This window comes from Salegentibacter agarivorans (genome assembly GCF_900113135.1).
In the GTDB taxonomy this organism is placed as follows: domain Bacteria; phylum Bacteroidota; class Bacteroidia; order Flavobacteriales; family Flavobacteriaceae; genus Salegentibacter; species Salegentibacter agarivorans.
Window position 1 is genome coordinate 60,268 of the sequence record NZ_FOOH01000005.1, and the last position, 24,372, is coordinate 84,639.

A 24,372-nucleotide genomic window follows, 5' to 3' on the forward strand; every position below is an offset into this window, starting at 1 on the left:
TATGCAGAAAGTTTTTAAGTCACTTTTTTTAGGCTTTTTTATCCTAAGCCTTATTTCCTGCGGAAGCTCACGCTCCAAGATTATTACCACTAAAAGTGATGATAATCGTTCTGAAAGAGTTTCTGATTCAAGAAATACTGAAATTGAACCTGCAAACAAAAAAGTTTATAACATCATATCTAAAGCCAAAACTTTTGAAGGCACGCGCTATAAGTATGGCGGCACTACCAAACGAGGAATGGATTGCTCCGGACTCATATTTACAGCGTTTTTAGAAGAAGATATCGCTGTTCCCAGAACTTCCCGCGCCATGTCTTTAGAAGGCGAACGGCTTTATATAAAAGAGGTAACCCCCGGCGATTTATTGTTTTTTGAAACCAACAAAAACAGAAAAGTAATTAACCACGTTGGTTTAGTAGTAGAAAAGGAACGGGACAATATTTATTTTATCCACTCCTCCACCTCTCGCGGAGTTATTATTTCTTCACTTTCAGAACCTTATTGGAATGATACTTTTGTAATGGCTCGCCGAATTTTATAATTTTTAGTATCTTCAAAAGTAATTGCCGCCCTACAAAAAACAATAGGGATGCAATTTTTGAATTTCACCATAATTAAACTTTCTCTATTCCTATTCCTGGGAATAATCACCGGATTTTCATTTAAAATTCCCGGCACTGCTTTTTTTACATTTTTTGGTTGTTTATTTCTTCTTTTCATTGCAGGTTTTGTAAGGGCACGTAAACAAATATTTGATGATATTTTCTTCGGAATAATTACCTGGAGTTTAATTTTCACCCTGGGAGTTGCAACAGCTTTTCTTCACCAGCCCAATAACCAGGCAAATCATTATATACATCTTGAAGATTCTGAAGCTGGAATAATGCAAATTCGCATTACCGAAAGTCTTAAACCAAACCTTTACAACGAACCCTATCTCGCTGAAGTTGAAAAGATTTTTTCTACGGAAAATTCAAGGGCAGTAAAAGGAAAGATTCTATTGAGTATTTCAAAAGATTCAATAAATAAAGAATTGGTCCCGGGAATGAAACTACTTGTTCCTTATAAACTAAAAAATATTGCCGAACCGCTAAATCCATATCGCTTCAATTACCGAAACTATATGCAGAAACAACGGGTAGAAAAGCAGTTACAAGTTGGCGATTCTGAAATAAAGATTATAAACGAAAAGGAAGAATCTGCGGTTAGTTATGCCTCGAAATTGAGAGAAAAAATTATTAAAAAACTCCCTGAAACCAAAATAGAAAAAAATGAGCTTGCAATAATACAGGCTTTATTGCTGGGGCAAAGACAGGATATTTCAAAGGAAATCTACGAAGAATATGCCGCCGCGGGTGCCATTCACAATCTAGCGGTTTCGGGACTTCACGTGGGGATTATTTTACTCATTTTAAACTGGCTTTTTAAACCCTTCAATTACTTCAAAAACGGATTAATATTCAAAACCATTCTTTTAATAATATTGATGTGGGGCTTTGCAATTTTGGCCGGGCTTTCGCCATCAGTGGTTCGAGCCGTAACGATGTTTTCTTTTATCCCTATCGGGATGCAAATGCGGCGAAAAACCAGTGTTTTAAACAGTTTATTTATTTCGCTGTTTATTTTACTGCTTGTAAATCCCTATTTCATATTTCAGGTGGGTTTTCAACTGAGTTATCTTGCGGTTTTTGCAATTGTTACCATTCAGCCTAAATTATTTAAGCTCTGGCAACCAAAATTTAAAATCACAAAGTACTTCTGGGGATTATTAAGCGTAAGTATAGCAGCGCAAATTGGAGTTTTACCTTTAAGTTTATTTTATTTTCATCAGTTTCCGGGCTTATTTTTCCTTTCCAATTTGGTTGTGCTACCGGTACTGGGAATTATTTTAGGACTGAGCATTTTGGTAATTCTACTTTCTTTACTGAATTTACTGCCAAATTTTATCGCTGAAACTTATGGAAAACTCATCAGTTTAATGAATCAATTTATATCCTGGGTGGCGGGAAAAGAAGAGTTTGTGTTTACCGATATTCACTTTAATATTTGGCAAAACCTCAGTGCCTATTTATTGATTATCTCTTTTATTCTTTTACTCTATCAAAAAAGCTTCAGAAATCTTGTTTTCTTTCTCTGCGGAATTCTAATATTTCAAAACAGCATGCTCTATAGCAAAATGCAGAATTCAACTTCAGAAAGTATAGTATTTCATAAGCCGAGAAAAACTATGATAGGTATTCAAAAAGATAAAAAGCTAATTTTATATCATAATTTAGCTAATGAAATTCAAGAGGAAAATCCGTTTAAAAGATTATAAAACCGGACGGAATATCAATCAAATTGAAGAAAAGCAAATCCAGAATATTTTAGCATTTTCTGAAACTATGGTTTTAATTGTCGATAGCACTAGAGTTTACAAGTTAAACAATTTTAAGCCTGACCTGGTGTTACTTCGGAATTCTCCTAAAATCAATTTAGAACGGCTAATTGGATGTTTAAATCCAAAAATAATTGTTGCCGACGGAAGCAACTACCATAGTTATGTATCCCGTTGGGTAGAAACCGCCAAAAAACAAAAAACCCGTTTTCACCATACAGGTAAAAACGGGGCTTTTCGCATCTCTACTGAACCATAAGGCCCACTATCAACTAACACTTAAATTTTACTCGGTAATCGAGACTTAAAACGATGTGAAAGTCTCGGAAGCGAAATATTTTACTCAAAAGAACCTTCAAAATTCTCCTGGTAATCTGCAAAAGCTTCTTTTGAAGTCATTTTTTTATATTCATCTTCCGCAAAGAGTTTTAAATAAAGCTCCAACTGTTGTGGAGTTCTATACCCTGGAATAGGAGCAATTAAATTGGCTTCTTCATCAAAGAAAACAAGGCTTGGATAGCCGGTAATCTTTAAAGCCCTTGCCAATTGATGAGGAGAATTTCTTCTTGTCTTCTTTTCAGGATCGTATTGCGGATTTTTAAATAGCTGACCTTTAAAATCAATTTCCTCAGGCCCTTCAGCATTAAACTTTACCGGGTAATAATTTTCATTTACAAACTCGATTACATCGTAATTGGTAAATGTATTTTTATCTAACATTTTACAGGGGCCGCACCATACGGTATAGGCATCCATAAATATCTTTTTTGGTTCTTTTTCCTGTGCTGCCAGTGCCTCGTTCATACTCATCCAGTTAATCTCCTGAGCTTGACTATTAATTCCTATAAACAGAAAAAATATGGTAATTATTCTAATCATGTATCGCTTTTAGAATGTTTGTAAAACAAAAAACGTTCCTAAAATTAAAGAACGTTTTTTGTTTCAAATACTGTTTTAAGAATTTTTCTTATCCCTTTCTGTATCTGCAATTTCATATTGCTCCTGCTCCAGCATTTCCCGCTCGTTGTCTTCAGCACCGTGCGTTAATCGCTTTAAAGGTTTCAACATAAAAATCACAATTAGTCCAAATACGGTTGTGAATATAGTAATTCCAATAAAAGTTCTGAATTCCAACTGGGTTTGAACTTCTTCGATCACAAAATCTCCGTAATATCCAACTTTATCTTCCTCCTGCCTAAAATTAAGCATTACATGATAGGGATCCTGGGCGGTTACACCCTCTTCTTTGAGGTTTGCTATGATCTCAGACTTTTGATCTTTATTCTCAAAATTCATAAGCCCCAATACCGGTGCCTTAGTTTCCATATTAGTTACCGCAAGCTCATTATTGTCCAGGTAAACAAAACCATTAAACGTAAAGTCGTTTTTATTTTGAAGTATGGTATCGTTTAATTGCAATCTATTAGCTACATCACTGCCTTCTGTGCTCAATTGAACGGTAGCGGGTTCTCCCTGGGAGAATTCACCAATAAGTCCCGCCATTTTATTTCCAAGTCCTGTAGCAGCAAAATAAACCCCCATCATAAGAGAGGCATATTTTACCGGTGCCAGCTTAGTAATAAAAGAAAGCGCTACCGGAGAAGAACATAATTCTCCAATGGTATGCAGCAAGTAAGCAAGCACTAACCAATACATAGCCGATTTACTTTCAAAAGCGGTATATTCTTTTGCAGCTATGGCCATAAATAGAAAGCCAAGCCCCATAATAATCACCCCTGTAGCCATTTTAAAGATTGAAGAAGCTTCTTTGTTCTTCAATTTTCTTTTAGCCCAGAAATTTGCAACTATTACTCCAAAAATAATGATAAACATGGCATTTAAGGACTGAAACCAGGTGGCTGGCACTTCATTTCCAATTAGTGGTAAGCTAAACGAAAGTGTTCTATCAGTTTTATCGGCCGCGTAAATATTCATTAATCCTCCAGCTTGCTCAAAAGCTCCCCAGAAAACAACTACAAGTAAAAATGATAAGATCATTACTACATACCTGTCTTTCATAACTTGCGTAGTAAGATCTTTGTACACCATAAGCATCAAAGCGATTACAAGTGTTAAGAATATATACAGCAGTCCAAACGGAACGGACATCATAATAAGAACATATATGGAACCTATCATTAAAATTGAAGTAATAGCAAGTTGTAGTGGAGACTTTAATAGTTCACTAAACATATTGCTAAGAGAGGCTCCTTCACTACGTTCAACCTTAGATAATAGGTTTCCAACATTCAGCAAATATTTTTGTCCCCATAAGTAAACTATGAGTCCAAATGCCATAGCAATACCGGCAAGACCAAAACCATAGTGCCAGCCAATATTTTCACCAACATAACCAACAATTAAACTGGAAAGAAAAGCACCAAGGTTAATCCCAATATAAAAGATGGTAAAACCTTTATCTCTTCTTATATCGCCGGGTTTATATAAACCTCCAACCATTGTTGAGATATTTGGTTTCAGCATTCCAACTCCAATAATAATTAAAGCTAGTCCGCTATAAAATGCCCACATTTCTTCTACAGCCAAAATACCGTGACCAGCTACCAGGATTATTCCTCCCCAGAGAACTGTTTTCTTTTGGCCCAGAAGTTTATCTGCTATAATTCCCCCGGGAATGGAGGCTACATAAACAAGCATAGTATACCAACCATAAAGGGCAATAGCTTCTCCACCTGTCCATCCAAGACCTGCGTTTCCACCGGTTGTGGCACTTACTAGATATAAAACCAGAATAGCACGCATTCCATAATAGGAAAAGCGTTCCCACATTTCGGTGAAAAATAAAATATAAAGTCCTACCGGATGCCCAAAAAGTTCTTTTTGAGGCGCTCTGTTTGTTACTGTTGCCATTTAGATTATAGTTTTTCTTTTATAAAATCGGTCATCATTGTGTATAGATGTAACCTTGTATTTCCGCCGTAAATTCCGTGGTTTCTATCTGGATAAATAGCCCAGTCAAATTGCTTATTAGCCTGTACTAGAGCTTCCACCATTCTCATGGTATTTTGAAGGTGTACATTATCGTCTCCCCCACCGTGAATTAAAAGATAATCTCCTTTTAATTTTTCTGCGTGGTTTATAGGTGAATTCTCATCATACCCTGAAGGGTTTTCCTGAGGCGTAGTCATATATCTTTCTGTATAGATGGTATCGTAAAATCTCCAGCTAATTACCGGTGCTACAGCTATTGCCATAGAGAAAGTATCGTTTCCTTTTAAAATGGCGTTAGAAGACATAAAACCTCCATAACTCCAGCCCCAAATTCCAATTCGGTTTTCATCTATATAATCTCTTGCGCCAAGTTTTTGGGCAGCGGCAATTTGATCTTCAACTTCATATTTACCCAATTCATTTTGAGTAACCTTTTTAAAGTCTGCACCTTTAAATCCTGTACCACGCCCATCTACGGTTGCTATAATATATCCCTCGTTAGCGAGTAGCTGATACCAGTAATCGTTTGTGCCGAAGTAAGAATTTGAAACCGACTGTGAACCTGGCCCTGAATATTGAAACATTAATAATGGATATTCTTTATTCTCGTCAAAATCGTTTGGCTTAATCATCCACATATTAAGCTCATTACCATTCACCTCAATAGTGCTTAGTTCTTTTGGAGCGAAATTATAAGCGGCTTCTTTTTCCAGTAAAGCCGAATTATCTTTAATCTTTCTTACCAGTTTACCGTTTTTCGCATTATGTAAGGTGAACTCATAAGGAGTTTCGGTGCTTGTGTAAGAATTGATGAAATAGGTATAGTCTGCGCTAAAATCTCCGCTATTCATTCCTTCTTTTTCAGTTAAACGGGTTTTGTTTTTACCGTTAATCTTTATAGAATATACATCGCGATTAACGCTTCCGTTTTCTGTACTTTGATAAAAGATCTTCTTAGAATCTTTATCGTAACCATAATAGTCAGTTACTTCCCAGTTTCCTTCGGTAACCTGTTTTTCTAGCTCACCATCTTCATCATACAGATAAATATGGTTCCAACCGTCCTTTTCGCTAGTCCAAATAAAACTGTTGTCTTCAAGAAAAGTAAGGTTGTTAGTGATATCTATATAAGCTTCATCAGTCTCATTCATCACCACTTCAGCTTCATTATCTTCAGCATCTACGAAAATAAGATCCAGATTATTTTGGTGCCTGTTTAAAACCTGTACGCTTAAAATCTCAGGATCCTGCGTCCATTTAATTCTTGGAATATAAAAATCTTCATAATCTCCAAGTTCAACTTTTTCACTTTCTTTAGCAGCTAATTCATAAGTATAAAGGGATACTTCAGAATTTGTTTCTCCGGCTTTAGGATATTTAAAAACCTGCTGACTTGGGTAAAGATCCTGCCCAAAAATATCCATTGAAAATTCAGGAACTTCGGTTTCATCAAACTTAAGGTAAGCTAAATGAGTTCCGGTTTTATTCCAATCGAAAGCTCTTACAAAAGCAAATTCTTCTTCATACACCCAATCGGTAACTCCATTTATCAGCTTGTTTTTCTCACCATCTGTAGTCACCTGGGTTTCTTCGCCAGTAGCGATATCGTAAGTGTAAATATTATTTTCAAAAACGTAAGCTACTTTAGAAGCATCTGGAGAAAAAGTTGGCTCCTGAACTTTATTATCGCTTAATTTGGTAAGCGTTTTATCTTCTACATCATAGATATAATAAATTCCGCGAGAAGAACGGCGGTAAATTTGCTCCATATTGGTAGAAAGCAAAATCTTATCTTCCTTTTCACTAAGCTCAAATCCCTGGAAACCTGAAATTTCACTAAGATCTTTACTATTTAAGAGGCTTCTAACTTTCTCGCCACTTTTATAAGAATACACATCTATGCTCGTGGTATTTGCCTCGCGATCGCGATTTAAAACCAGGTATTCTTTACCATTATCTAAAGATTGTAGGGATTGTAAACGTTCCTGTCTAAAGGTGCCGTCGTAGATTTCTTCGAGGCTAATTTCCTTATCCTGCGCGTAAATTGTTGAGGTTGCCGCTATTAACAACCCAACCAGTATTTTGGAGAACTTCATAAAATTTATAGAATGAATTTTGATTGCCAAGTTTACTAAATTTTCAGCAAAAAAAGTAGGATTTGAGTGTTAAATACTAAGGATTTGTTAAAGAAATATTCCCCCGTATTTTCTAAAAACCTAAAACCTGCTTCCCTTAAATAACAATTGTATCTTTGCGATCTATAAATTAGCTTGAAAATGATAAAACCTATCAGCGGATTTTCCAAACTTACAAAGAAGGAAAAAATAGACTGGTTGGCTGAAACCTACCTGAAAGACCGCCCCGAAGATGTTGCTATTCTTAGACAATACTGGAACGAAGATTCCAGGTTACAACAACTTCACGACGAATTTACCGAAAATACCCTTTCAAATTTCTACCTGCCTTTTGGCCTGGCGCCTAATTTCCTGATTAACGGAGATTTGCTCGCAATTCCTATGTCTATTGAAGAAAGCTCGGTAATCGCAGCGGCGAGTAAAGCCGCTAAATTCTGGAGAACCCGAGGCGGATTTAAAGCTGAAGTAATTGATACCAAAAAAATAGGCCAGGTTCATTTTAATTTCTTTGGAAATAAGGAAAAACTAAAACAGTTCTTTCAAGCCACCAAACCTAAACTTTTGGAAGCGGTAAAACCTATTACCCGTAATATGGAAAAACGCGGCGGTGGAGTTTTAGATATAAAATTGAGAGATAAAACTGCTGAAATCACTAATTATCATCAGCTGCATTGCGAGTTTGAAACTAAAGATTCCATGGGAGCGAATTTTATAAATTCCTGCCTGGAAAAATTCGCAGAAGTTTTTGAAAATGAAGCTCAGCAATATGAAGATTTTTCTTTGGAAGAAAGGAATATTGAAATTATAATGAGCATTCTTTCTAACTATGTGCCGGAATGTTTAGTGAGAGCTGAAGTTTCCTGCCCGGTAGAAGAGCTCAATGAAAACAAAGATTTAAACGCCGAAGATTTCGCAAAGAAATTTATACAGGCCGTGAATATTGCCGAAGTAGAACCTTATCGTGCGGTGACCCATAATAAAGGAATTATGAATGGGATTGATGCTGTAGTTTTGGCTACCGGAAACGATTTTAGAGCTGTAGAAGCCGGTATTCACGCTTATGCCTCACGTAAAGGAAAATACTCAAGTTTAACTCACGCCAGTATTGAAAATGGTATTTTTAAATTCTGGATTGAAATTCCTTTAGCACTTGGAACTGTTGGCGGATTAACAAGTTTACATCCCTTAGTAAAACTTGCTTTAGATATTTTACAGCAGCCTACCGCCAGGGAATTGATGAAAGTTGTAGCCGTTGCCGGCCTGGCACAAAACTTTGCGGCAATTAATTCTCTTACTACTACCGGAATTCAGCAAGGCCATATGAAAATGCATTTAATGAATATTTTAAATCAACATAAAGCTACTGAAGCCGAGAAGAAAATCCTTATTCAATACTTCACTAACAATACGGTGACCCATAGCAGCGCGGTAGAAGAATTAAAAAAATTACGAAATTCATGAAAGAGTTTTACAGTAACGGAAAACTTTTAATCACAGGAGAATATGCTGTTTTGGACGGTGCAAAAGCACTGGCCATACCCACAAAATTTGGTCAGTCGCTGGAAGTAAAAACTTCTGAAGGCAAGAATATTGAATGGAATAGTTTTGATGAAAACGAAAAACTCTGGTTTCAGGGCGAGTTTGGTTTTAAAAATGGAGAAATTGAACTAATTCAGGGCGAAGAAAATATCGGAAAGAAACTTGTACAAATACTGAATGTTGCACACCAATTAAACCCTAAAATATTTTCAGAAGAAAAAATAGGGATTGAGATTACCACCCGATTGAATTTTAATAGAAACTGGGGTTTAGGGACGTCTTCAACTTTAATTAACAACATTGCTTCCTGGTTTGAAATCGATGCCTACAAGCTGCTTAAAAACACTTTTGGAGGCAGTGGGTATGATATCGCTGCGGCGCAAAACAATCAACCGGTAACTTATCAAATTACTGAAAATGGCCCTTCGGTTTTAAAGGCTAATTTTTATCCTGAATTTGCAGAAAATATTTTTTTTGTATACTTAAATGAGAAAAAAAATAGCCGCGAGGCTATCGCACATTATAAAGCGCTACCCGAAGCAAATAAAACCGGACTTACAGAAAAAATTTCCTCGCTTACCGAGCAATTTATAAACTGCAGCAGTCTTACCGAATTTGATCTTTTAATTAATATTCACGAGACATTACTTTCAAAAGCTTTGCAAACTCCAAAAGTAAAACAGGAGCGCTTTCCAGATTTCCTGGGAGTTGTTAAAAGCCTTGGTGGATGGGGCGGCGACTTTGTAATGGTTACCGGTAAAAGAGAAGAAGTTTTTAAATATTTCAACCATAAAGGTTTCTCTACTATTTTCGCTTTTGAAGATATTGTTCTGTAAAAACCGACTTTAAAAGACCTTAAACTCTCGAATTTTCTTCGGGAAATTTGTTCAAAAACAATTATACATAAAAAAGCCCCGGTAAAATTTACCAGGGCTTTATATTTAATGGCTTATTCTACTAATAGAATCTAGCTCTATTATCTTCAATATCTGCTTTTTTACGCAAGGCCTCAAAAAGTCTTTGGGACGCGTTTTGTCTTCTGCTGGTAGTTTCCTGTTCGGCAATTCCGCGGTAAGAATTCATAGCAGGAGCTTCATTTTTACTTTCAAGCTCTACTACATAAACTCCTTTTTCTCCGGCAATTGGATTACTTACAGATCCGGGCTCTAAAGCGAAAACCGAACCTACAACTTCAGGCTCTCTTCCTGCTCCCGGTAAAGTTGGGCTTGAAAGGTTTACAGCATTGGCCGTTTGTACCATAGTATTGTTGGCAGAAGCAATTTCCTGAAGATCCTTGCTATTAATTTTCTCTTTAAGGATTTCAGCTTTCTTTTGCTTAGTAAGAATAGGAATTACTTTAGACGAAGCGTTTTCAGCCGTCATCAATCCTTCTTTATTCTTAGCAGTAAGTTGCGCCACAACATATCCTGAAGGAATATCAAAACGTCTTATGTCTCCAACGCTTGCATCATCTTCAAAAGCCCATTGCACAATTCTTCTTTGGTTTCCTACACCAGGAATGTTTTCATCCAGGGCTTTCACATTATTAACGGTTCTCACGTTATAATTGCCCTCTTTAGCAACTTCTGTGAAATCTCCTTCACCTGCCGCGATTTCAAACTTAGTAGTTTCGTTGAACAGGTTGTTTCTGGAACGTTCTGAAGCCTCTAACTCTCTCGCGATAGTCGCAATTTTTACTGCTTTTTCTCTTTCGGTTTGCTCTTCAATATGAATAACGTGGTAACCAAAATCGGTTTCTACAACACCAACATCTCCAGCATTATTTTCAAATACATAGCTGTCAAATTCTGGCACCATAGTTCCAGGACCAAAATATCCAAGATCTCCTCCGTCTTCGCTATTCGAACGGTCTGAAGAGAATTCAGCAGCCAGCTCAGCAAACTTTTCTTTGTTTCCTCTTATCACATTTACAAGACTATCGGCTAAAGCTTCAGCTTCTTCTTTACTCCTGGTAACATCTGGAGCAAACTGTTGCCCCTGGTAAGCTACAAGAATATGACTTGCTTTTGTTGAATCTGGAATTTGCTTTGTTTCAACTAATTTTGAAATTTTGAAATATCCATTATGCTGATATGGTCCAAAAGTTTCTCCTTCTTCTAAATTAAAAAGCTCATCGGCAAATTCTGAAGGTAATTCGTTTTTAAACATAAACCTGTCCTGGTAAGGAAGGTCTGAATTTGATTCTACGAAATCTTCGTAATCCTGAGTATTATTGAAACCTGGAAGTGTATCGTTACTGCTGGTTACCGCATTATATTCTACACGGCTGTCCAGTAAAGAAGTTAAAGCATCTTCAGCTTCCTGCACATCTTCATTTGAAGCTTTTTCTTCAAAATAAACATATCTAATATTTCTTGAAGCTTCGGTTTCAAATTGTGACGGATTTTCTTTTATATAATTTCTAATCTCATCTTTACTTACCTCTACTTCCTCATCTGGAATAGAAGAATAAGGCAATTGTACAAAGCGAAGGTCTACGCTGTTATTCTCAAATCGATAAGCTTGCTCGGCCTCGGTAAGTGTTGCACCAATTCCTGCAGTTACCATAGAGAAATACATATTCTGGCGGGCCATATCGCCCATATTGCTCTCCATTTGCAACCACTGCTCGTAAGCTTGAGGCTGGGTAGATCTAATACTGGCAATATATTCACGTACACGGTTCTCATCAAACATCCCGGCTTCGTTTCTAAAAGCAGGATTATTCCCCATTTGCATACGCATTACTTCTCTAATTTGAGCTTTACCGGCTCTTATACCAAGCTTTTCCATTTCTTCTTTAAGAATGGTTTCACGAAGGGTTTGTTCCCAAACCTGATTTACTGCCTGGGCAGTGCTCGCATTGGAGCCCATGTTACGCTGGTAAGCTTCTACCTGCCGGGCAAAATCTTCCCTACTCACCTCTTCATCATTAATAGTTGCGATGGTATTCTGGTCTTTTTGCGAAGAAAAACCGCCGTTACGAATCACATCTGCAAGCACAAAAGAAAAAAGTGCCAATGCAATGATGATGATTAAGAAAACAGAACGTTGTCTGATTTTATTTAATACTGCCATTTGTAGTTGTTATTTTATCGAAATATAGTGGGCGAAAATAATGTTTTTAACCTAATTATAAAACTTATAATTAGCAAAATATTAACTAATCGCTAATTAATCTGCGGGTTTTATTTTTAACTCTACCAATTCTATTTTGGTATTGGAAACTTCCAGGATTTTAAATGAAAAATTATCCACCTCTAATTCTTCGTTTTGCTGCGGAATTTCTTCGGTGTGATTCACAATATAACCTCCAAGGGTTTCATAATTTTCTCCTTCAGGAATACTGAATTTATAGTTTTCATTTAGATAATCTACTTCTAAACGGGCTGAAAATTTATAATGATTTTCTCCTAAATCTTCTTCGGTAAGTACAACGGGATCATGCTCGTCTTCAATTTCACCAAAAAGTTCTTCTACTATATCTTCTACAGTAATCATCCCGCTTGTACCACCATACTCATCTATAACCACGGCTATACTTTTTCGTTTTTTAGTAAGATTATTTAATACATCTTTTACCCACATGGTTTCGGGAACAAAAACCACCGGTAACAATATAGATTTTATAGATTCGGGCTTTTTAAAAAGTTCGAAGGAGTGAACATAACCAATTACATCGTCTATGGTTTCGTTATAAATTAGGAGTTTGGAAAGCCCGGTTTCGGTAAAAGTATTTACAAGATCTTTTGGCGCCTGGTGTTGGTCTACCGCAATGATTTCGGTTCTTGGCACCATCACCTCCCGCGCTCTAATATCTGAAAACTGAAGTGCATTTTGAAAGATCTGGATTTCAGAATCTACTTCATCATCATCTTCTACGGTTTCCATCTGCTCGTTTATAAAATTTCCCAGCTCAACTTTGCTAAAAGCGAGTTGTACCTCGTCTCCTTCGGTTTTAAAAAATCTTTTTAGAATAACATCAGAAATCCATATTACGAAAGAGGAAATAAAGCTAAAAACCAGGTAAAAAATATAAGCCGGCACTGCGAAAAACTTCAACATGGTATTTGCGTAGATTTGAAAAAACACCTTTGGAAGAAACTCGGCAGTAAGCAAAATTACGAGTGTAGAAATTACGGTTTGGGTAAATAAGTTTAGATCTACGATAAGATATTCTAGAAAAGCGTTATTTACAGGTTGGAGCCCTTCAAGCCAAATCATAAGTAAATCTCCCATAAAAAAACCGTACACCACCAGGGCAATATTATTCCCTACCAGCATGGTAGCGATAAATTTTGAAGGTTTTTTGGTCAATCTTTTTAGAATGGTCGCCAGAAAATCGTTTTGGCGCTTTTCTATTTCTATATAGATTTTATTTGAAGAAATATAAGCGATTTCCATCCCGGAAAAGAAAGCAGATAAAATTAAGGAAAGGACAATGATAAGAATTTCAACTTCCATTATTCCTGCTTGTTACGCTCTTCTATTTTTCGTCTAAATCTTCTTTTAAAGAAGAACATAAAGATAGATATTACCACGAAAAAGATGAATAAATATGCCCTACTACGCTCGGTATTCCAAATGCGAATACTCTCGTACAGAAAGAAAACCGCTATAAACAAATAAGCGTATTCAAAGTATTTAAAATATTTACTCATCTGATTTATTGTCTTTTATAATTTGCACTCCCACATTAGTTCTGGAGCGAAAATTACCGAAATTTTGATTAGCATCAAAACCCTCCCCTTCGTTAAGCGCTCCATTTGGAAATTTAATGGTATTAGGTTTATCGGTAAAAATCCAGTTAATATTTTGATCCCAGAACAACTGTGAAGCTTCCAGCCGCATACTATCGGCTGTAAAGATCACCACATTTCCCTGTAAATCTATAAGGTTGGTACCATCGTAAATAATTCCGTAGTCTGAAGTAACCGTACTTTTCTCGTTATTTTCGTCAAAAATCTCCAGTTCCAAACCTTCGGGAAATTCGCGGTAAGGAAATTCTTTGTTTGTAAAATCCATCATCCTAGGGCTTTTTAAATTAGCCACCATCCTACCAGAATCGGTATACTTTAGATTAATACCTTCGGCAATAGCTTGCGGTGCATCACCCTCAATTTCCAGAGCCCTAATCTCATTAAGATTACCCTGGCATGAAAAAAGCATTGTCACGCCGGTTAGCGTGACAATGCCTGTTATTATTTCCCTATATGTTAATCTCATATTACATTTGTGGGATACGCACGGTCTCCCCAATCCAACATCCTATTTGTATTGCTTCACCCGCACTTCTTCCGCCTTGAAATACATCAGATTTTTGAGGTGCTCTACCTCTGTAAGCAGTAGCAGTTTGATTTGCATTAGATGCAATAGAAGGGTCTACCCTTGCAGCTCTGGCAGCATAATCTGCAGCCAACCAGTAAACAGCTCTTTTATCAAAAGTAGTTTCACCACAATTGTTAGCACTTTGAGCAATCATATTCGAAATTTGTAAATATGCATTCCCTAAAGATGGCTTAGCTTCCAGTGCTTTTCTATAGTAATTTCTAGCTTGAGAAAAGCTACCTCTTTCTTTATAGTTAGTAGCAATTCTATAGTAAATTCTAGCCTGGTCGTTAGGATCTTCTTCTAACTCTGCAGCTTCGTTATAGTACTCTAAAGCTTTAGCCCTATCGCCATCGGCTTCAGCTAACTGACCTAGAGAGTAAGCAGAGTTTGCAGAAGGCTCTAACTGGTGTAATGCTTCAGAAACCTGGAAGAATAATGGATCTTCAGTACAATCTTTAGCAGATAATCTCGCGTTAGCATTCTGCAACCATGAAACATCAGATTTCTTAGCTTCAAAATCTTTTTTGTAAAGAGGAATTAAATTATCACAATCTGCTCTAGCACCTAATTTAGCATTAATACTTCCTTTTACAAGGTTGTAGTTTTTCAGGTTAATCTCAGCATATTCAATTTGCTTCTTCTCTTTTGAAGTAAGTTCTTCACCTTCCTCCTGCTTTTTTAATAAAGGAGCCAATCTTTCTGCAGCATCATTTTCTTCTTCTTCAATCTTCTCCATTACTTTATCGTAATTATCAAAAACATCCTGAAGTTCTCTATCTCCTGCATCTTGCATTTCTACCATTAGATCAAAATAAGCATACAAACCTTTTGGGCTGGTAAAGTTCTCTCGATCTTCGGTATACACTTTATCAAAAGCGTTATATAATTCTTCTTTAGTACCTATTTTATTGTCATATCTTAACTGAGCGATATCAGAATAGATTTTTCCTTTAGAAGTTTTATTTGGAAACAATTCCAAACGTTCTTCCCAAAGGCTAATAAGCTCTTCTATATATTGTTCTTTTTCGGCACCTTCAGCGTTCTCAATTTTATAGTTAAGAGCACGTTCACCATATTGAAAAGTAGCCAAACTATATTTTGGACACTCTTCTCTTACTTTCATTAAAGGTTCGTAAGCGGCCTCATAATTCTTGGCTTTGGCATCGTCATAAGCCAGGGCAGCCATTGTTGCACAATCATTAGACTGTGCGCTTAGAACACTTGAACCTAAAACGGCTCCCGTAATTAATGCTATAAATCTCGCTTTCATTTTCTTGTTTTATTATTGTGGTTAATTAAATTTTCTTCTTTCAAACCATCTCCTGGCTTCGGTAAGGGAAAGCCCTACTGAAAGCCTGAAGAAATCTTCCTGAATTAAACCTGAATCTGTGGTACCGCGCTGTCCATACTCAAATCCAAGGTTTATATTAGAAAATCCTGGTCCTACAGGTAGTCCAACTCCAAAAGTGATGCCAAACTCATTAATGTCCTGGTTATTGATATTTAAACCTGTTTCTTCAAACCTGAATCCTGCACGGTATACAATACGATTAAAATAGTTGGTGATTGAATTATATTGTGGAATAAAATACCCACCAAACTTATACTGGGCCGCATTTGCAAAATTTGCATTTGCACCGCCAGCACCATTTACACTTAAAAATGAATTATCATCTGTACTTACATATTCCCCACCAAAGAACCATTTATTGGGCCTTCCCAATCCTAAACCAATTGTATATTTAGCGGGCAGGGTTAACTCTGAGTCTGCTACATTTAGATCGCGTTCCTCTACTACAGACTCTCCCCCGTTTGGCGAAAAAGCAATAGTGGCTAATTGTCTGGAATTTTCAGCATCTATAGTTGTAGTTGGTGAATACGTTGCCGCTGCGTGTAGTTTAAGTCCGTTTTTTAATCGCTGTTGAAAATCGGCACCAAAATTATAGCTAAAACCCAGTAAATCTGACCTGCTTACATCACGAGAACCTAATTGAACCTCATCTCTAATAAGCGTTCTACGATTTTGAAGGTTTCCGAAGTTATAATTAACATCTAGCCCAAAGCTTAAAGAAGGAATTACCTGATATCCTGCCGAAAGAAAAACTTTATTCATCCCGCCACGACCTTCCAGCCTGCTAGCCACATCTTCCCGAATATCCAGAATTTGATATCCTACCGAGGTATAAGGTAAAACGCCAAAAGCAAAACCTAAATTTCCTCCCACCGGTATACCAATTGCTAAATAATCTAAAGAAGAAACTTTTGCTTTATCTTCTGCAGCATCTGAGTTTAAGGTTAATTGCTCGTGGGAACCTCCCAGGGCGTAAGTTGTTCTTCTTAATCTACCATAGCCTGCAGGGTTTCTAAGGTTAAGGTGAATACTATCTGAAAACATACTTAAGCCACCCATAGATCTGTTTTCTACAGTTCCTTTAAAAGTGTTAAGGCCAATTCCGTAGTAAGAATAGGGTGAAGATACATTCTCCTGAGCTGTAGCAACAACTGTAAAAAAAACAGCTACGATTACTATAAATCGTTTAATCATTGAGTCTTGTTAAATTCTAAAATGTAGTTTAATCCCTCTAAAAGAAAATTCGGGTTGGCAAATATGCCATTTTTTACCCGCTTTGACAAAATTTGACTATCCCCTCCTGTTAAAATAATTGTTAAATATTTATAATCAGCCTTGTACCGATCAATTATTCCATCAAGCTCGGCTGCTACACCGTTTAATACTCCAGATAGAATACTATTTTTAGTAGAATCACCAATTAATGTAATATTTTCTTCCAATTTAACTAACGGAAGTTTGGCGGTAAAATTATGAAGGGCTTTTAGTCGCATTTGTAAACCCGGCGAAATAGCGCCACCTAAATATTCATTTTTATCGTTTTTAAAATCAAAAGTAATACAGGTACCTGCATCTATAATTAGAAGGTTTATGTTTTGATATTTTAAAGAACCGGCTGCCACAAGTGCTAAACGGTCTTTCCCTAAAGTTTGAGGAGAGGCATAATTATTTTTAAACGGAAGCCTGGTATTTTCTCCCAGAACAAAAAGTTTAGTCTCTCTTTTCAGTATTTTTTCGATCTCAAAAGTATCTTTTATCACTGAAGAAAGCATTGAAAAAGCTATTTGCGGGTAGTCTTTTTTAATTTTCTGAAAATTCTCTGAAAAATTTTCAAATGGAAACACATAAGACCTCAAAATTTTAGCATCCTGAAATACAGCACTTTTTACGGCAGAATTACCAATATCAATAATTAAATTCATAATAATTAGTTGTGCCAGCTAAATTACAAAAGCATTTTTTTAAATTTTCCTTTGCGAGATTATAAAAATGAATATATATTTGCACCCGCTTACAACAATAAGCAACTGGTGCCTTAGCTCAGTTGGTAGAGCAAAGGACTGAAAATCCTTGTGTCCCTGGTTCGATTCCTGGAGGCACCACCTTAAAAGCCCGATACACATAGTGTTTTCGGGCTTTTTTAATTTTAGTCTCGGTTGTTTCCTAAAATTCTAAAATTCCCTAAAAATAAAAAAGCCTCTTTCCGAATACACGGAAAAAAGCTTCTCATTGGTTAGCCAAATCCACACAACATAGGATATTACTGGCTAACTACACGCCCTGAATTAACAAGGCAAACAACACAACTTAATTTTAACACTAAAGTTCAATTATCCTCTTTAGTACTGGGTTTTAAAACCCAAATTTATTTTTATAAGTAAACACTTAATTCATTTACTAATGTTTATCTCTTTTAAAAATAGCCGGAGGGTTTAAAAGAGGGCTGGCAAATATACAATTTCTTCTTTCTATTAAACAAATAAAAAAATTCTCTGTTTATTTTTGTGAAAATTCCAATTTTTCTATCTGTTCAAATTCGGAATTTCCGGATTACTTATTTTATATTTTTAAAAATTAAATATTTGATTTCAGCCCTGGGCCGTAAGCTTTTCATAATTTGAGCATATGAAGCACTATTACTGCTTATTTTTAAGTCTGGCCATTTTACTCTTAGGCTGCCAAAATAAAGAGGTGGATACCCAGGAGAATAAACATCCGGCAGATTCAGTTTCTTATTTCCTTGAAAAAGCCCAAGCCACCGATTCTATTCCGCGGAAAATATTTCTTTTGAATGAAGGGCTCCAAAAAGTTCAACAAAAATCTGATACTTTATTGCCTTTATTGCTAGACTATAAAATTTATTATCACAACCGATTAAAAGAATATGACAGCGCCCTCTTTTTTGCCGATAGCCTTGAGCGTGTTGCAAATTTTCAAAAAGACACAAACTGGATTGCCCTGTCTTTCTACCGAAAAGCGGTTGTTAATCGGTATTTGGAAAATCAGGAAGGAGTTTTTAAAAACGCGTTCGAATCCCGAAAAAGATATTTTCAAATAGGAGATAGTATTAAAGCTGCACGCAGAACTCTCGAAATAGCCGTTGCTCAAGGTCGAATGCAAGATTATACCGGCAGCCAGGAATCGGCTACAGAAGCTTTACGCTATCTTAACAAAGAAAAAGATGCCCAATATCTCAGTAGTGCTTATAATATAATTGCTATTGCGTATCGCAACCAGGGTTTTTATAAAGATGCTTTAAAAGAATATCAAAATGCACTTCACTATGCCACAAACCTGGAAGATAGTCTCACATACCAAAATAATATTGCATTGGTTTATGAGGATCAGGAAGATTATGAAAAAGCAGAGTTTATTTTTGAAAAGATTCTTTCCAAAGTTTCAGAACAGGACTATAAATCTAGAGCGCGCTACCTTGATAACTTCGCTTTTAATAAATGGTTACAGGATTCAGAAAAGGATATTTCATCAGAATTATTACTGGCGCTACGGTGGCGTAAAGAACAAAATGATAATATAGGCATCACAGCAAGCTATGAGAATTTAGCGCAGTTTTATGAGAATCGAGATAAAATAAAAGCTATAGATTATGCTAAAAAATGGTTAGAAACCGGTAAGAAAAACAATAAGCTTCAAGCACAAATAGATGCACTAAAAAGGCTTATTAACTTAAATTCCGATAAAGGCGATGAAACAAATTACGTTTCGGAATATATTCGGTTAAACGATAGTTTGAACAAATTAAATTTACAGGCAAAAAATATTTTTGCCAAAATTAAGTTCGACGAAGAAAGGAAACAGCAGCAAATATCAGGTTTAGAAGCTTCTGCAGCAGTACAAGCAGTGGAAAACCAGGAAATAAAACTAAGAAATTACATGCTGCTCTTTTTTGCCATTTTAGTAATTGGGATAGCTATTTTTATCATTTATTATAATAGGCAAAAGCACAAAAAAGAAAAAATAACAGAAATTTATAATACTGAAACCCGAATTTCAAAGGTAATTCACGACGAACTAGCGAACGATGTTTATAATGTAATGAGCAGCATGGAGACTATAGCTCCAAATGAAACGATGGATAAACTGGAGCAAATCTACAACCGCACAAGAAATATCTCCAGGGAGAATAGCAATATCACCACCGGTGCCGGATATCGAAACCATCTAATTGCATCGCTCTCCAGCATTTGTCCTGAAAATACACGGCTAATTATAAGCGGAGAAAAGAATATTATCTGGAGTAAGATTAAAGCCGAAAAAAAACTTATAATCTACAGGGTATTACAGGAAATAATGGTGAATATGAAGAAACACAGCAACGCCAGTCTTGTTGCTTTGATTTTTAATGAAGAAGAAAAAAAGCTTAAAATAGATTATTCAGATAATGGGAAAGGGAGTTCTATGCAAGCTATCAAAACCGGAAATGGTTTGCAAAATGTGGAAAACCGTATTTTTTCCATAAATGGAAAACTTACTTTTGAAACTGAAAAAGGAAAAGGATTAAAAATTATAATCTGTATTCCGCTATAGATTTTCTTATGTTTAAAAAGATCCTTGTTGCAGAAGATATGGATAGTATTAACCAGGCTGTTTCCCTTGTTTTAAAAGATCTGGGAATTACAGAAGTTGTTCATGTTCAATATTGTGACCAGGCGTGGTTAAAGGCAAAAAGAGCTATCCAGGACAACAATCACTTTGATTTACTTATTTGCGACCTCTCTTTTAAACAGGATTATAGAGATGAAAAAATAACTTCGGGCCAGGAGCTTATTTCAATCTTAAAAAACGAAGACCCCAACCTAAAGGTTATTGTAAACTCTATTGAAGATCATCCTCAAACCGTTCGTGATTTATGGAATTCCGGTAATATTGATGCTTATGTTTGTAAAGACCGTAACGGACTTAAAGATCTGAAGGAAGCGATTAAAGCTGTAAGTAAAAACAAAAAATACAATTCTCCTTCTATTGAAAAAGCCCTAAAACAGAAAAACCTGCTTAGCCTTAACGAATTTGAGATAAGTATTGTAAAGTATCTTTCCAACGGTTACACTCAGGATGAAATTGAAAGAGAGTTGAAGAAAAAAAATATTAAACCCAGCAGTAGAAGCGCTATAGAAAAGCGTTTAAAAGAGCTACGCGAAGAATTTAAAGCAAACACCAATCCTCATCTCATTGGGATAATGAAAGACCTTAAATTGATTTAAAAGAATCTCTCTTTATAAAAAAGCATAGGATAATTTAAAATACTCCCTACTTTCCAAAAGATTCCCCCACTCCACAAGCTTATTTCAAATAAAAAACCATCCGGTGCACGTTGCTACCAGATGGCTCAAACATACACTTACTAAACTACTGGCTAATGGGTTTATTAGCAAACTTGTAGCAGTTTAAATATACATTATTATCCCAAATTTTGATAAGCAACTTTAGCAGCAATGAGGAAAAAATAAGTCTACATTAAGAATTCAGGGTACTTTAAATTAATTACGCAACCGTTTGTGTTAAAAAACCTATTCTGAAAGCTCATATTTTGCTTAAAAAACTATTTTACAGGGGATATTATCTAATTTAACTTACGAATACGATTGATTTTTTTATATTTTTACCCGAAACATTAAAACCAATTTTAAAATGAAATTAAAACAAAGCCTTCCAATTTTATTACCGGCGCTTATCGCCTTTGGTTGTAAGGATAACAACAAACAGGAGGAGAAAGATGAGACATCTGAAGATTCTATAGCACAACAAGATACTATTAAATATCACTCAGAGCCTTTAATTACCGATCATTTTACTGCAGACCCTTCCGCTCACGTATTTGAAGATAAAATATTTATTTACCCTTCACATGATTGGGATTCCGGAGAACCTGAAATGGACGACGGAAACCATTTTAACATGAAAGATTATCACGTGTATTCTATGGAAGACCCTGATGGCGAAGTAACCGATCATGGTGAAGTTCTTCACGTAGAAGACGTAGCCTGGGCAAAACGTCAAATGTGGGCACCTGATGCGGCCGAAAAAGATGGTAAATACTACCTTTTCTTCCCTGCAAAAGATAAAGACGATATTTTTAGAATTGGAGTAGCCACATCTGATAAGCCAGAGGGTCCTTTTACCCCGGAAGAAAAACCAATTGAAGGCAGCTATAGTATAGATCCCGCGGTTTACAAAGATACCGATGGTGAATATTATATGTATTTTGGGGGAATTTGGGGTGGCCAGTTACAACGTTGGCAAACGGGAGAATTTGTTGAAGAAGACGAATATCCTGCTGATGATGAACCAGCACTTAGCCCTAAAATCGCAAAAATGAGCGATGATCTATTGAGTTTTGCTGAAGAACCAAAAGATGTTGAAATATTAGATGAAAACGGAGAGCCTATTACCACAGGTGACAACGACCGTAGATTCTTTGAAGCAGCCTGGGTTCACCAATATAATGGTAAATATTATTTCTCTTACTCTACCGGAGACACCCACAATATTGCGTACGCCATTGGCGATAGCCCTTATGGCCCTTTCACTTATCAGGGAGTAATTTTAGAACCAGTTGTAGGTTGGACAAATCACCATTCTATAGTTGAATACGAAGGAAAATGGTATTTATTCTACCACGATAGTTCACTTTCAGACGGGAAAACCTACTTAAGAAGTATGAAAATGATGGAAATTGAACACGATGAAAATGGTAAAATAAAAACAATGCAGTCTTATACTGAATTAGACTAAAGAAAGCTGTTATTATTGAAAAGCTGCTGATATTCAAACTATCAGCAGCTTTTTTTTTATTCCATATTTTAACGAAGAATATCTTTCTGAAATAATCTAAACTAAAAAACCGATGCCTGGATGCACCGGTTTTAATATATCCTTAAAACTATAACTATTAGTCCCTATACACTTCATCATTTCCAGAATAATGAAACCAATTAAATAAGGCTTCATTATCACCTGGTTTTCCATTAGAAGTGGTGTACAGCCCTAAGTTAACACCTACAAATCCGCCGGCTACCTGGGTACTAAGAAATTTCCCATCCTGTGTTTCTCCCAATTGCTGCCATTCACCTTCGGTTTTGTAGTAGAAAGTATATTCATCTTCTTCAAACTTCAGTTTAAATTCAACTTCAGATATTGTATTGTCTAAAGAAATGCTTTCTATTAATTCATTCGACTTATATAATTGCACAACAGGTTGTTCATTCTTTTTAGAAAGCGCTGCGTAATAATAATGGGTTTCCTTTTGAAAAGCGAGCAAACCGGCTTTCTCATTTTCAGCCTTTGCGTCAAATTCAACTGAAATAGAAACTTCACCAATTATATGTTGCTGCCTATGACCAAGGAAACTAGGATTAGCCTCGCCTTCTACAGTTTCAGGACGGGTTTTAAGGATAATTCCTTCCGCTCCATTTTTTAGATCATACCAGTTAGTTTTTGGGTTTCTAAGCATCATCCAGTTTAGCGGCAACTCCTTTTTATCAAATGTTTCTTTAAAAGAAAAGTTACCGTTTAACGGAATTAAATTCTTTTTAAGTTCAACTCCCTCTGGCAGTGGATAAGAATATTTAATCTCTTCGCCCCCTAAATCGAAAATAGGCCAGTCGTTTTCCCATTTTACCGGAGTTAAGAAAGTTTCCCTTCCCGTATTATATAAATCGCCTTCATATGGTCTCACAGCAAGGAAAACTCCGTACCAATCACCATTTGGATGTTGTACAATATCGGCATGGCCCGCAGAAGTAATAGGATTTTCTCTATTTGGATCAAGATGACGCTGGGTTAGAATCGGATTTTCTTCAAAAGGAATAAACTCATCATCAATATTGGTGTTTCGGTAAATCATTTCAGAATGGTTCACCGCGGTTCCACCTTCAGCTGTCATTAAATAATAATAGCCGTTTAGTTTATAAATCCTGGGACCTTCAGCCCAAACGGGTTCAGTAGAAATATCTACCCCGCCATCTACTAAAATTCGGTTCTCACCAATAGTTTTTAGATTTTCTTTATCAAACTCAATCATTCTAATGGTACGGTGTCCTTCGTATTTAGCCAGGTTATTTGGCGGTTCACTGTTATAAACCAGGTAAGATTTACCGTTATCGTCAAAGAATAATCCGGGATCTATTCCACTAACTTCCGGAAGCCAAACCGGATCGGACCACGGGCCAGCAGGATCTTCTGCAGTCATTACAAAATTACCTTTCCCATCAACAATGGTACAGGTTAAATAGTAAGTACCCTTATCGTAACTAATATCGGGTGCAAAAACTGCCCGGGAAGTACCAAAACCATGCAGATCTACCTGCTCTGGCCTGTGTATCACATTTCCCACTTGTTTCCAATTAACTAAATCTGTACTATGAAAAACAGGAATGCCGGGGTAAAAGGCAAAGGTAGAATGTACCATATAAAAGTTTCCCTCTCCATCATCGGTTATGGCGGGGTCAGGATACCACCCGGCCAGGATAGGGTTTAAAAAATTTTCCTGTGCAGCCCCCCTGCCCAATACGATGAATAATAACAATAAACTAAATAATAATTTCCTCATAATAAATGCAATCGATTGTTAGCTCAAATATATGTTTATTTTCATATTAAAAGAATTAAGTATGATTAAAAAATAGGAATTCAACCGGAAATCTATAATTTTTATGCAACCATAAAAA

At 36.2% G+C, this 24,372-nt stretch carries 19 protein-coding genes and 1 tRNA gene; 9 read left to right on the forward strand and 11 right to left on the reverse strand.

Annotation, left to right across the window (positions count from 1 at the left end):
* Position 1 precedes the first annotated feature (1 nt).
* From BM084_RS05155 to BM084_RS05165, 3 genes are read left to right on the forward strand one after another with little or no spacing between them, the layout of a single operon-like run.
* A complete protein-coding gene (locus tag BM084_RS05155) occupies positions 2–541 on the forward strand; it encodes a C40 family peptidase (RefSeq protein ID WP_093303364.1) in 540 nt (179 codons plus the stop codon).
* A gap of 48 nt (positions 542–589) precedes the next feature.
* Positions 590–2,317 carry a ComEC/Rec2 family competence protein gene (locus tag BM084_RS05160; protein WP_093303366.1) on the forward strand — a complete coding sequence of 576 codons (1,728 nt, stop codon included), beginning with the start codon at positions 590–592 and terminating at the stop codon, positions 2,315–2,317.
* Positions 2,280–2,636, forward strand: coding sequence for a hypothetical protein (locus BM084_RS05165; protein WP_083634142.1), 357 nt, complete (start codon positions 2,280–2,282; stop codon positions 2,634–2,636). The genes BM084_RS05160 and BM084_RS05165 overlap by 38 nt, the downstream gene beginning before the upstream one ends.
* Before the next feature lie 80 nt (positions 2,637–2,716).
* Here the strand turns inward: BM084_RS05165 and BM084_RS05170 are convergent, their stop codons facing one another.
* The 3 genes from BM084_RS05170 to BM084_RS05180 all read right to left on the reverse strand — a co-directional run bounded on the left by BM084_RS05170 (position 2,717) and on the right by BM084_RS05180 (position 7,425).
* A complete protein-coding gene (locus BM084_RS05170; protein WP_075325847.1) occupies positions 2,717–3,256 on the reverse strand; it encodes a thioredoxin family protein in 540 nt (179 codons plus the stop codon).
* Positions 3,257–3,331: 75 nt separating this feature from the next.
* On the reverse strand, positions 3,332–5,248 hold the full coding sequence (locus BM084_RS05175; RefSeq protein WP_075325846.1) for a peptide MFS transporter: 1,917 nt from the start codon (positions 5,246–5,248) through the stop codon (positions 3,332–3,334).
* Positions 5,249–5,253: 5 nt separating this feature from the next.
* The gene (locus BM084_RS05180; protein WP_093303369.1) at positions 5,254–7,425 is read right to left on the reverse strand and encodes a S9 family peptidase; all 2,172 of its coding nucleotides are present in this window, start codon (positions 7,423–7,425) and stop codon (positions 5,254–5,256) included.
* A 180-nt stretch (positions 7,426–7,605) separates the two neighbouring features.
* On the opposite strand from BM084_RS05180, the gene BM084_RS05185 reads away from it, so the two are divergent.
* The gene (locus BM084_RS05185) at positions 7,606–8,925 is read left to right on the forward strand and encodes a hydroxymethylglutaryl-CoA reductase, degradative (protein ID WP_093303371.1); all 1,320 of its coding nucleotides are present in this window, start codon (positions 7,606–7,608) and stop codon (positions 8,923–8,925) included.
* On the forward strand, positions 8,922–9,839 hold the full coding sequence (locus BM084_RS05190; RefSeq protein ID WP_075325843.1) for a GYDIA family GHMP kinase: 918 nt from the start codon (positions 8,922–8,924) through the stop codon (positions 9,837–9,839). The genes BM084_RS05185 and BM084_RS05190 overlap by 4 nt, the downstream gene beginning before the upstream one ends.
* A gap of 121 nt (positions 9,840–9,960) precedes the next feature.
* Here BM084_RS05190 and BM084_RS05195 read toward each other — a convergent pair whose 3' ends face one another.
* The 7 genes from BM084_RS05195 to BM084_RS05225 form a co-directional block, all read right to left on the reverse strand.
* Positions 9,961–12,081 (reverse strand): peptidylprolyl isomerase, encoded by a 2,121-nt coding sequence (locus tag BM084_RS05195; RefSeq protein WP_093303374.1) that lies wholly within the window; start codon positions 12,079–12,081, stop codon positions 9,961–9,963.
* A gap of 96 nt (positions 12,082–12,177) precedes the next feature.
* A complete protein-coding gene (locus BM084_RS05200; protein ID WP_075325841.1) occupies positions 12,178–13,467 on the reverse strand; it encodes a hemolysin family protein in 1,290 nt (429 codons plus the stop codon).
* Positions 13,467–13,664: a hypothetical protein gene (locus BM084_RS05205; protein WP_075325840.1), complete on the reverse strand. Its 198-nt coding sequence runs from the start codon at positions 13,662–13,664 to the stop codon at positions 13,467–13,469. The genes BM084_RS05200 and BM084_RS05205 overlap by 1 nt, the downstream gene beginning before the upstream one ends.
* On the reverse strand, positions 13,657–14,229 hold the full coding sequence (gene lptC, locus BM084_RS05210) for an LPS export ABC transporter periplasmic protein LptC (RefSeq protein WP_093303376.1): 573 nt from the start codon (positions 14,227–14,229) through the stop codon (positions 13,657–13,659). Before lptC ends, BM084_RS05205 begins: the two co-directional genes overlap by 8 nt.
* Before the next feature lies 1 nt (position 14,230).
* Entirely contained in the window at positions 14,231–15,604 is a 1,374-nt protein-coding gene (locus BM084_RS05215) for a tetratricopeptide repeat protein (RefSeq protein WP_075325838.1), read from the reverse strand.
* A gap of 21 nt (positions 15,605–15,625) precedes the next feature.
* Positions 15,626–16,879, reverse strand: coding sequence for a BamG family beta-barrel-assembly machinery protein (locus BM084_RS05220; RefSeq protein ID WP_075325837.1), 1,254 nt, complete (start codon positions 16,877–16,879; stop codon positions 15,626–15,628).
* Positions 16,876–17,607, reverse strand: a complete 732-nt coding sequence (locus BM084_RS05225) for a type III pantothenate kinase (protein WP_093303379.1) — start codon at positions 17,605–17,607, stop codon at positions 16,876–16,878. The genes BM084_RS05220 and BM084_RS05225 overlap by 4 nt, the downstream gene beginning before the upstream one ends.
* Positions 17,608–17,714: 107 nt before the next feature.
* Here BM084_RS05225 and BM084_RS05230 point away from each other — a divergent pair.
* From BM084_RS05230 to BM084_RS05245, 4 genes are all read left to right on the forward strand, one after another.
* Positions 17,715–17,787 (forward strand) — tRNA-Phe (locus BM084_RS05230).
* A 523-nt stretch (positions 17,788–18,310) separates the two neighbouring features.
* Complete coding sequence (locus tag BM084_RS05235) at positions 18,311–20,233, forward strand: tetratricopeptide repeat-containing sensor histidine kinase (RefSeq protein WP_093303381.1); 1,923 nt, start codon at positions 18,311–18,313, stop codon at positions 20,231–20,233.
* A gap of 8 nt (positions 20,234–20,241) precedes the next feature.
* Positions 20,242–20,907, forward strand: coding sequence for a response regulator (locus BM084_RS05240; protein ID WP_075325834.1), 666 nt, complete (start codon positions 20,242–20,244; stop codon positions 20,905–20,907).
* 427 nt (positions 20,908–21,334) lie between these two features.
* Positions 21,335–22,438 carry a glycoside hydrolase family 43 protein gene (locus tag BM084_RS05245; RefSeq protein ID WP_075325833.1) on the forward strand — a complete coding sequence of 368 codons (1,104 nt, stop codon included), beginning with the start codon at positions 21,335–21,337 and terminating at the stop codon, positions 22,436–22,438.
* Between the two features lie 157 nt (positions 22,439–22,595).
* Here the strand turns inward: BM084_RS05245 and BM084_RS05250 are convergent, their stop codons facing one another.
* The gene (locus BM084_RS05250) at positions 22,596–24,254 is read right to left on the reverse strand and encodes a glycoside hydrolase family 43 protein (protein ID WP_093303384.1); all 1,659 of its coding nucleotides are present in this window, start codon (positions 24,252–24,254) and stop codon (positions 22,596–22,598) included.
* Between the last annotated feature and the right edge of the window lie 118 nt (positions 24,255–24,372).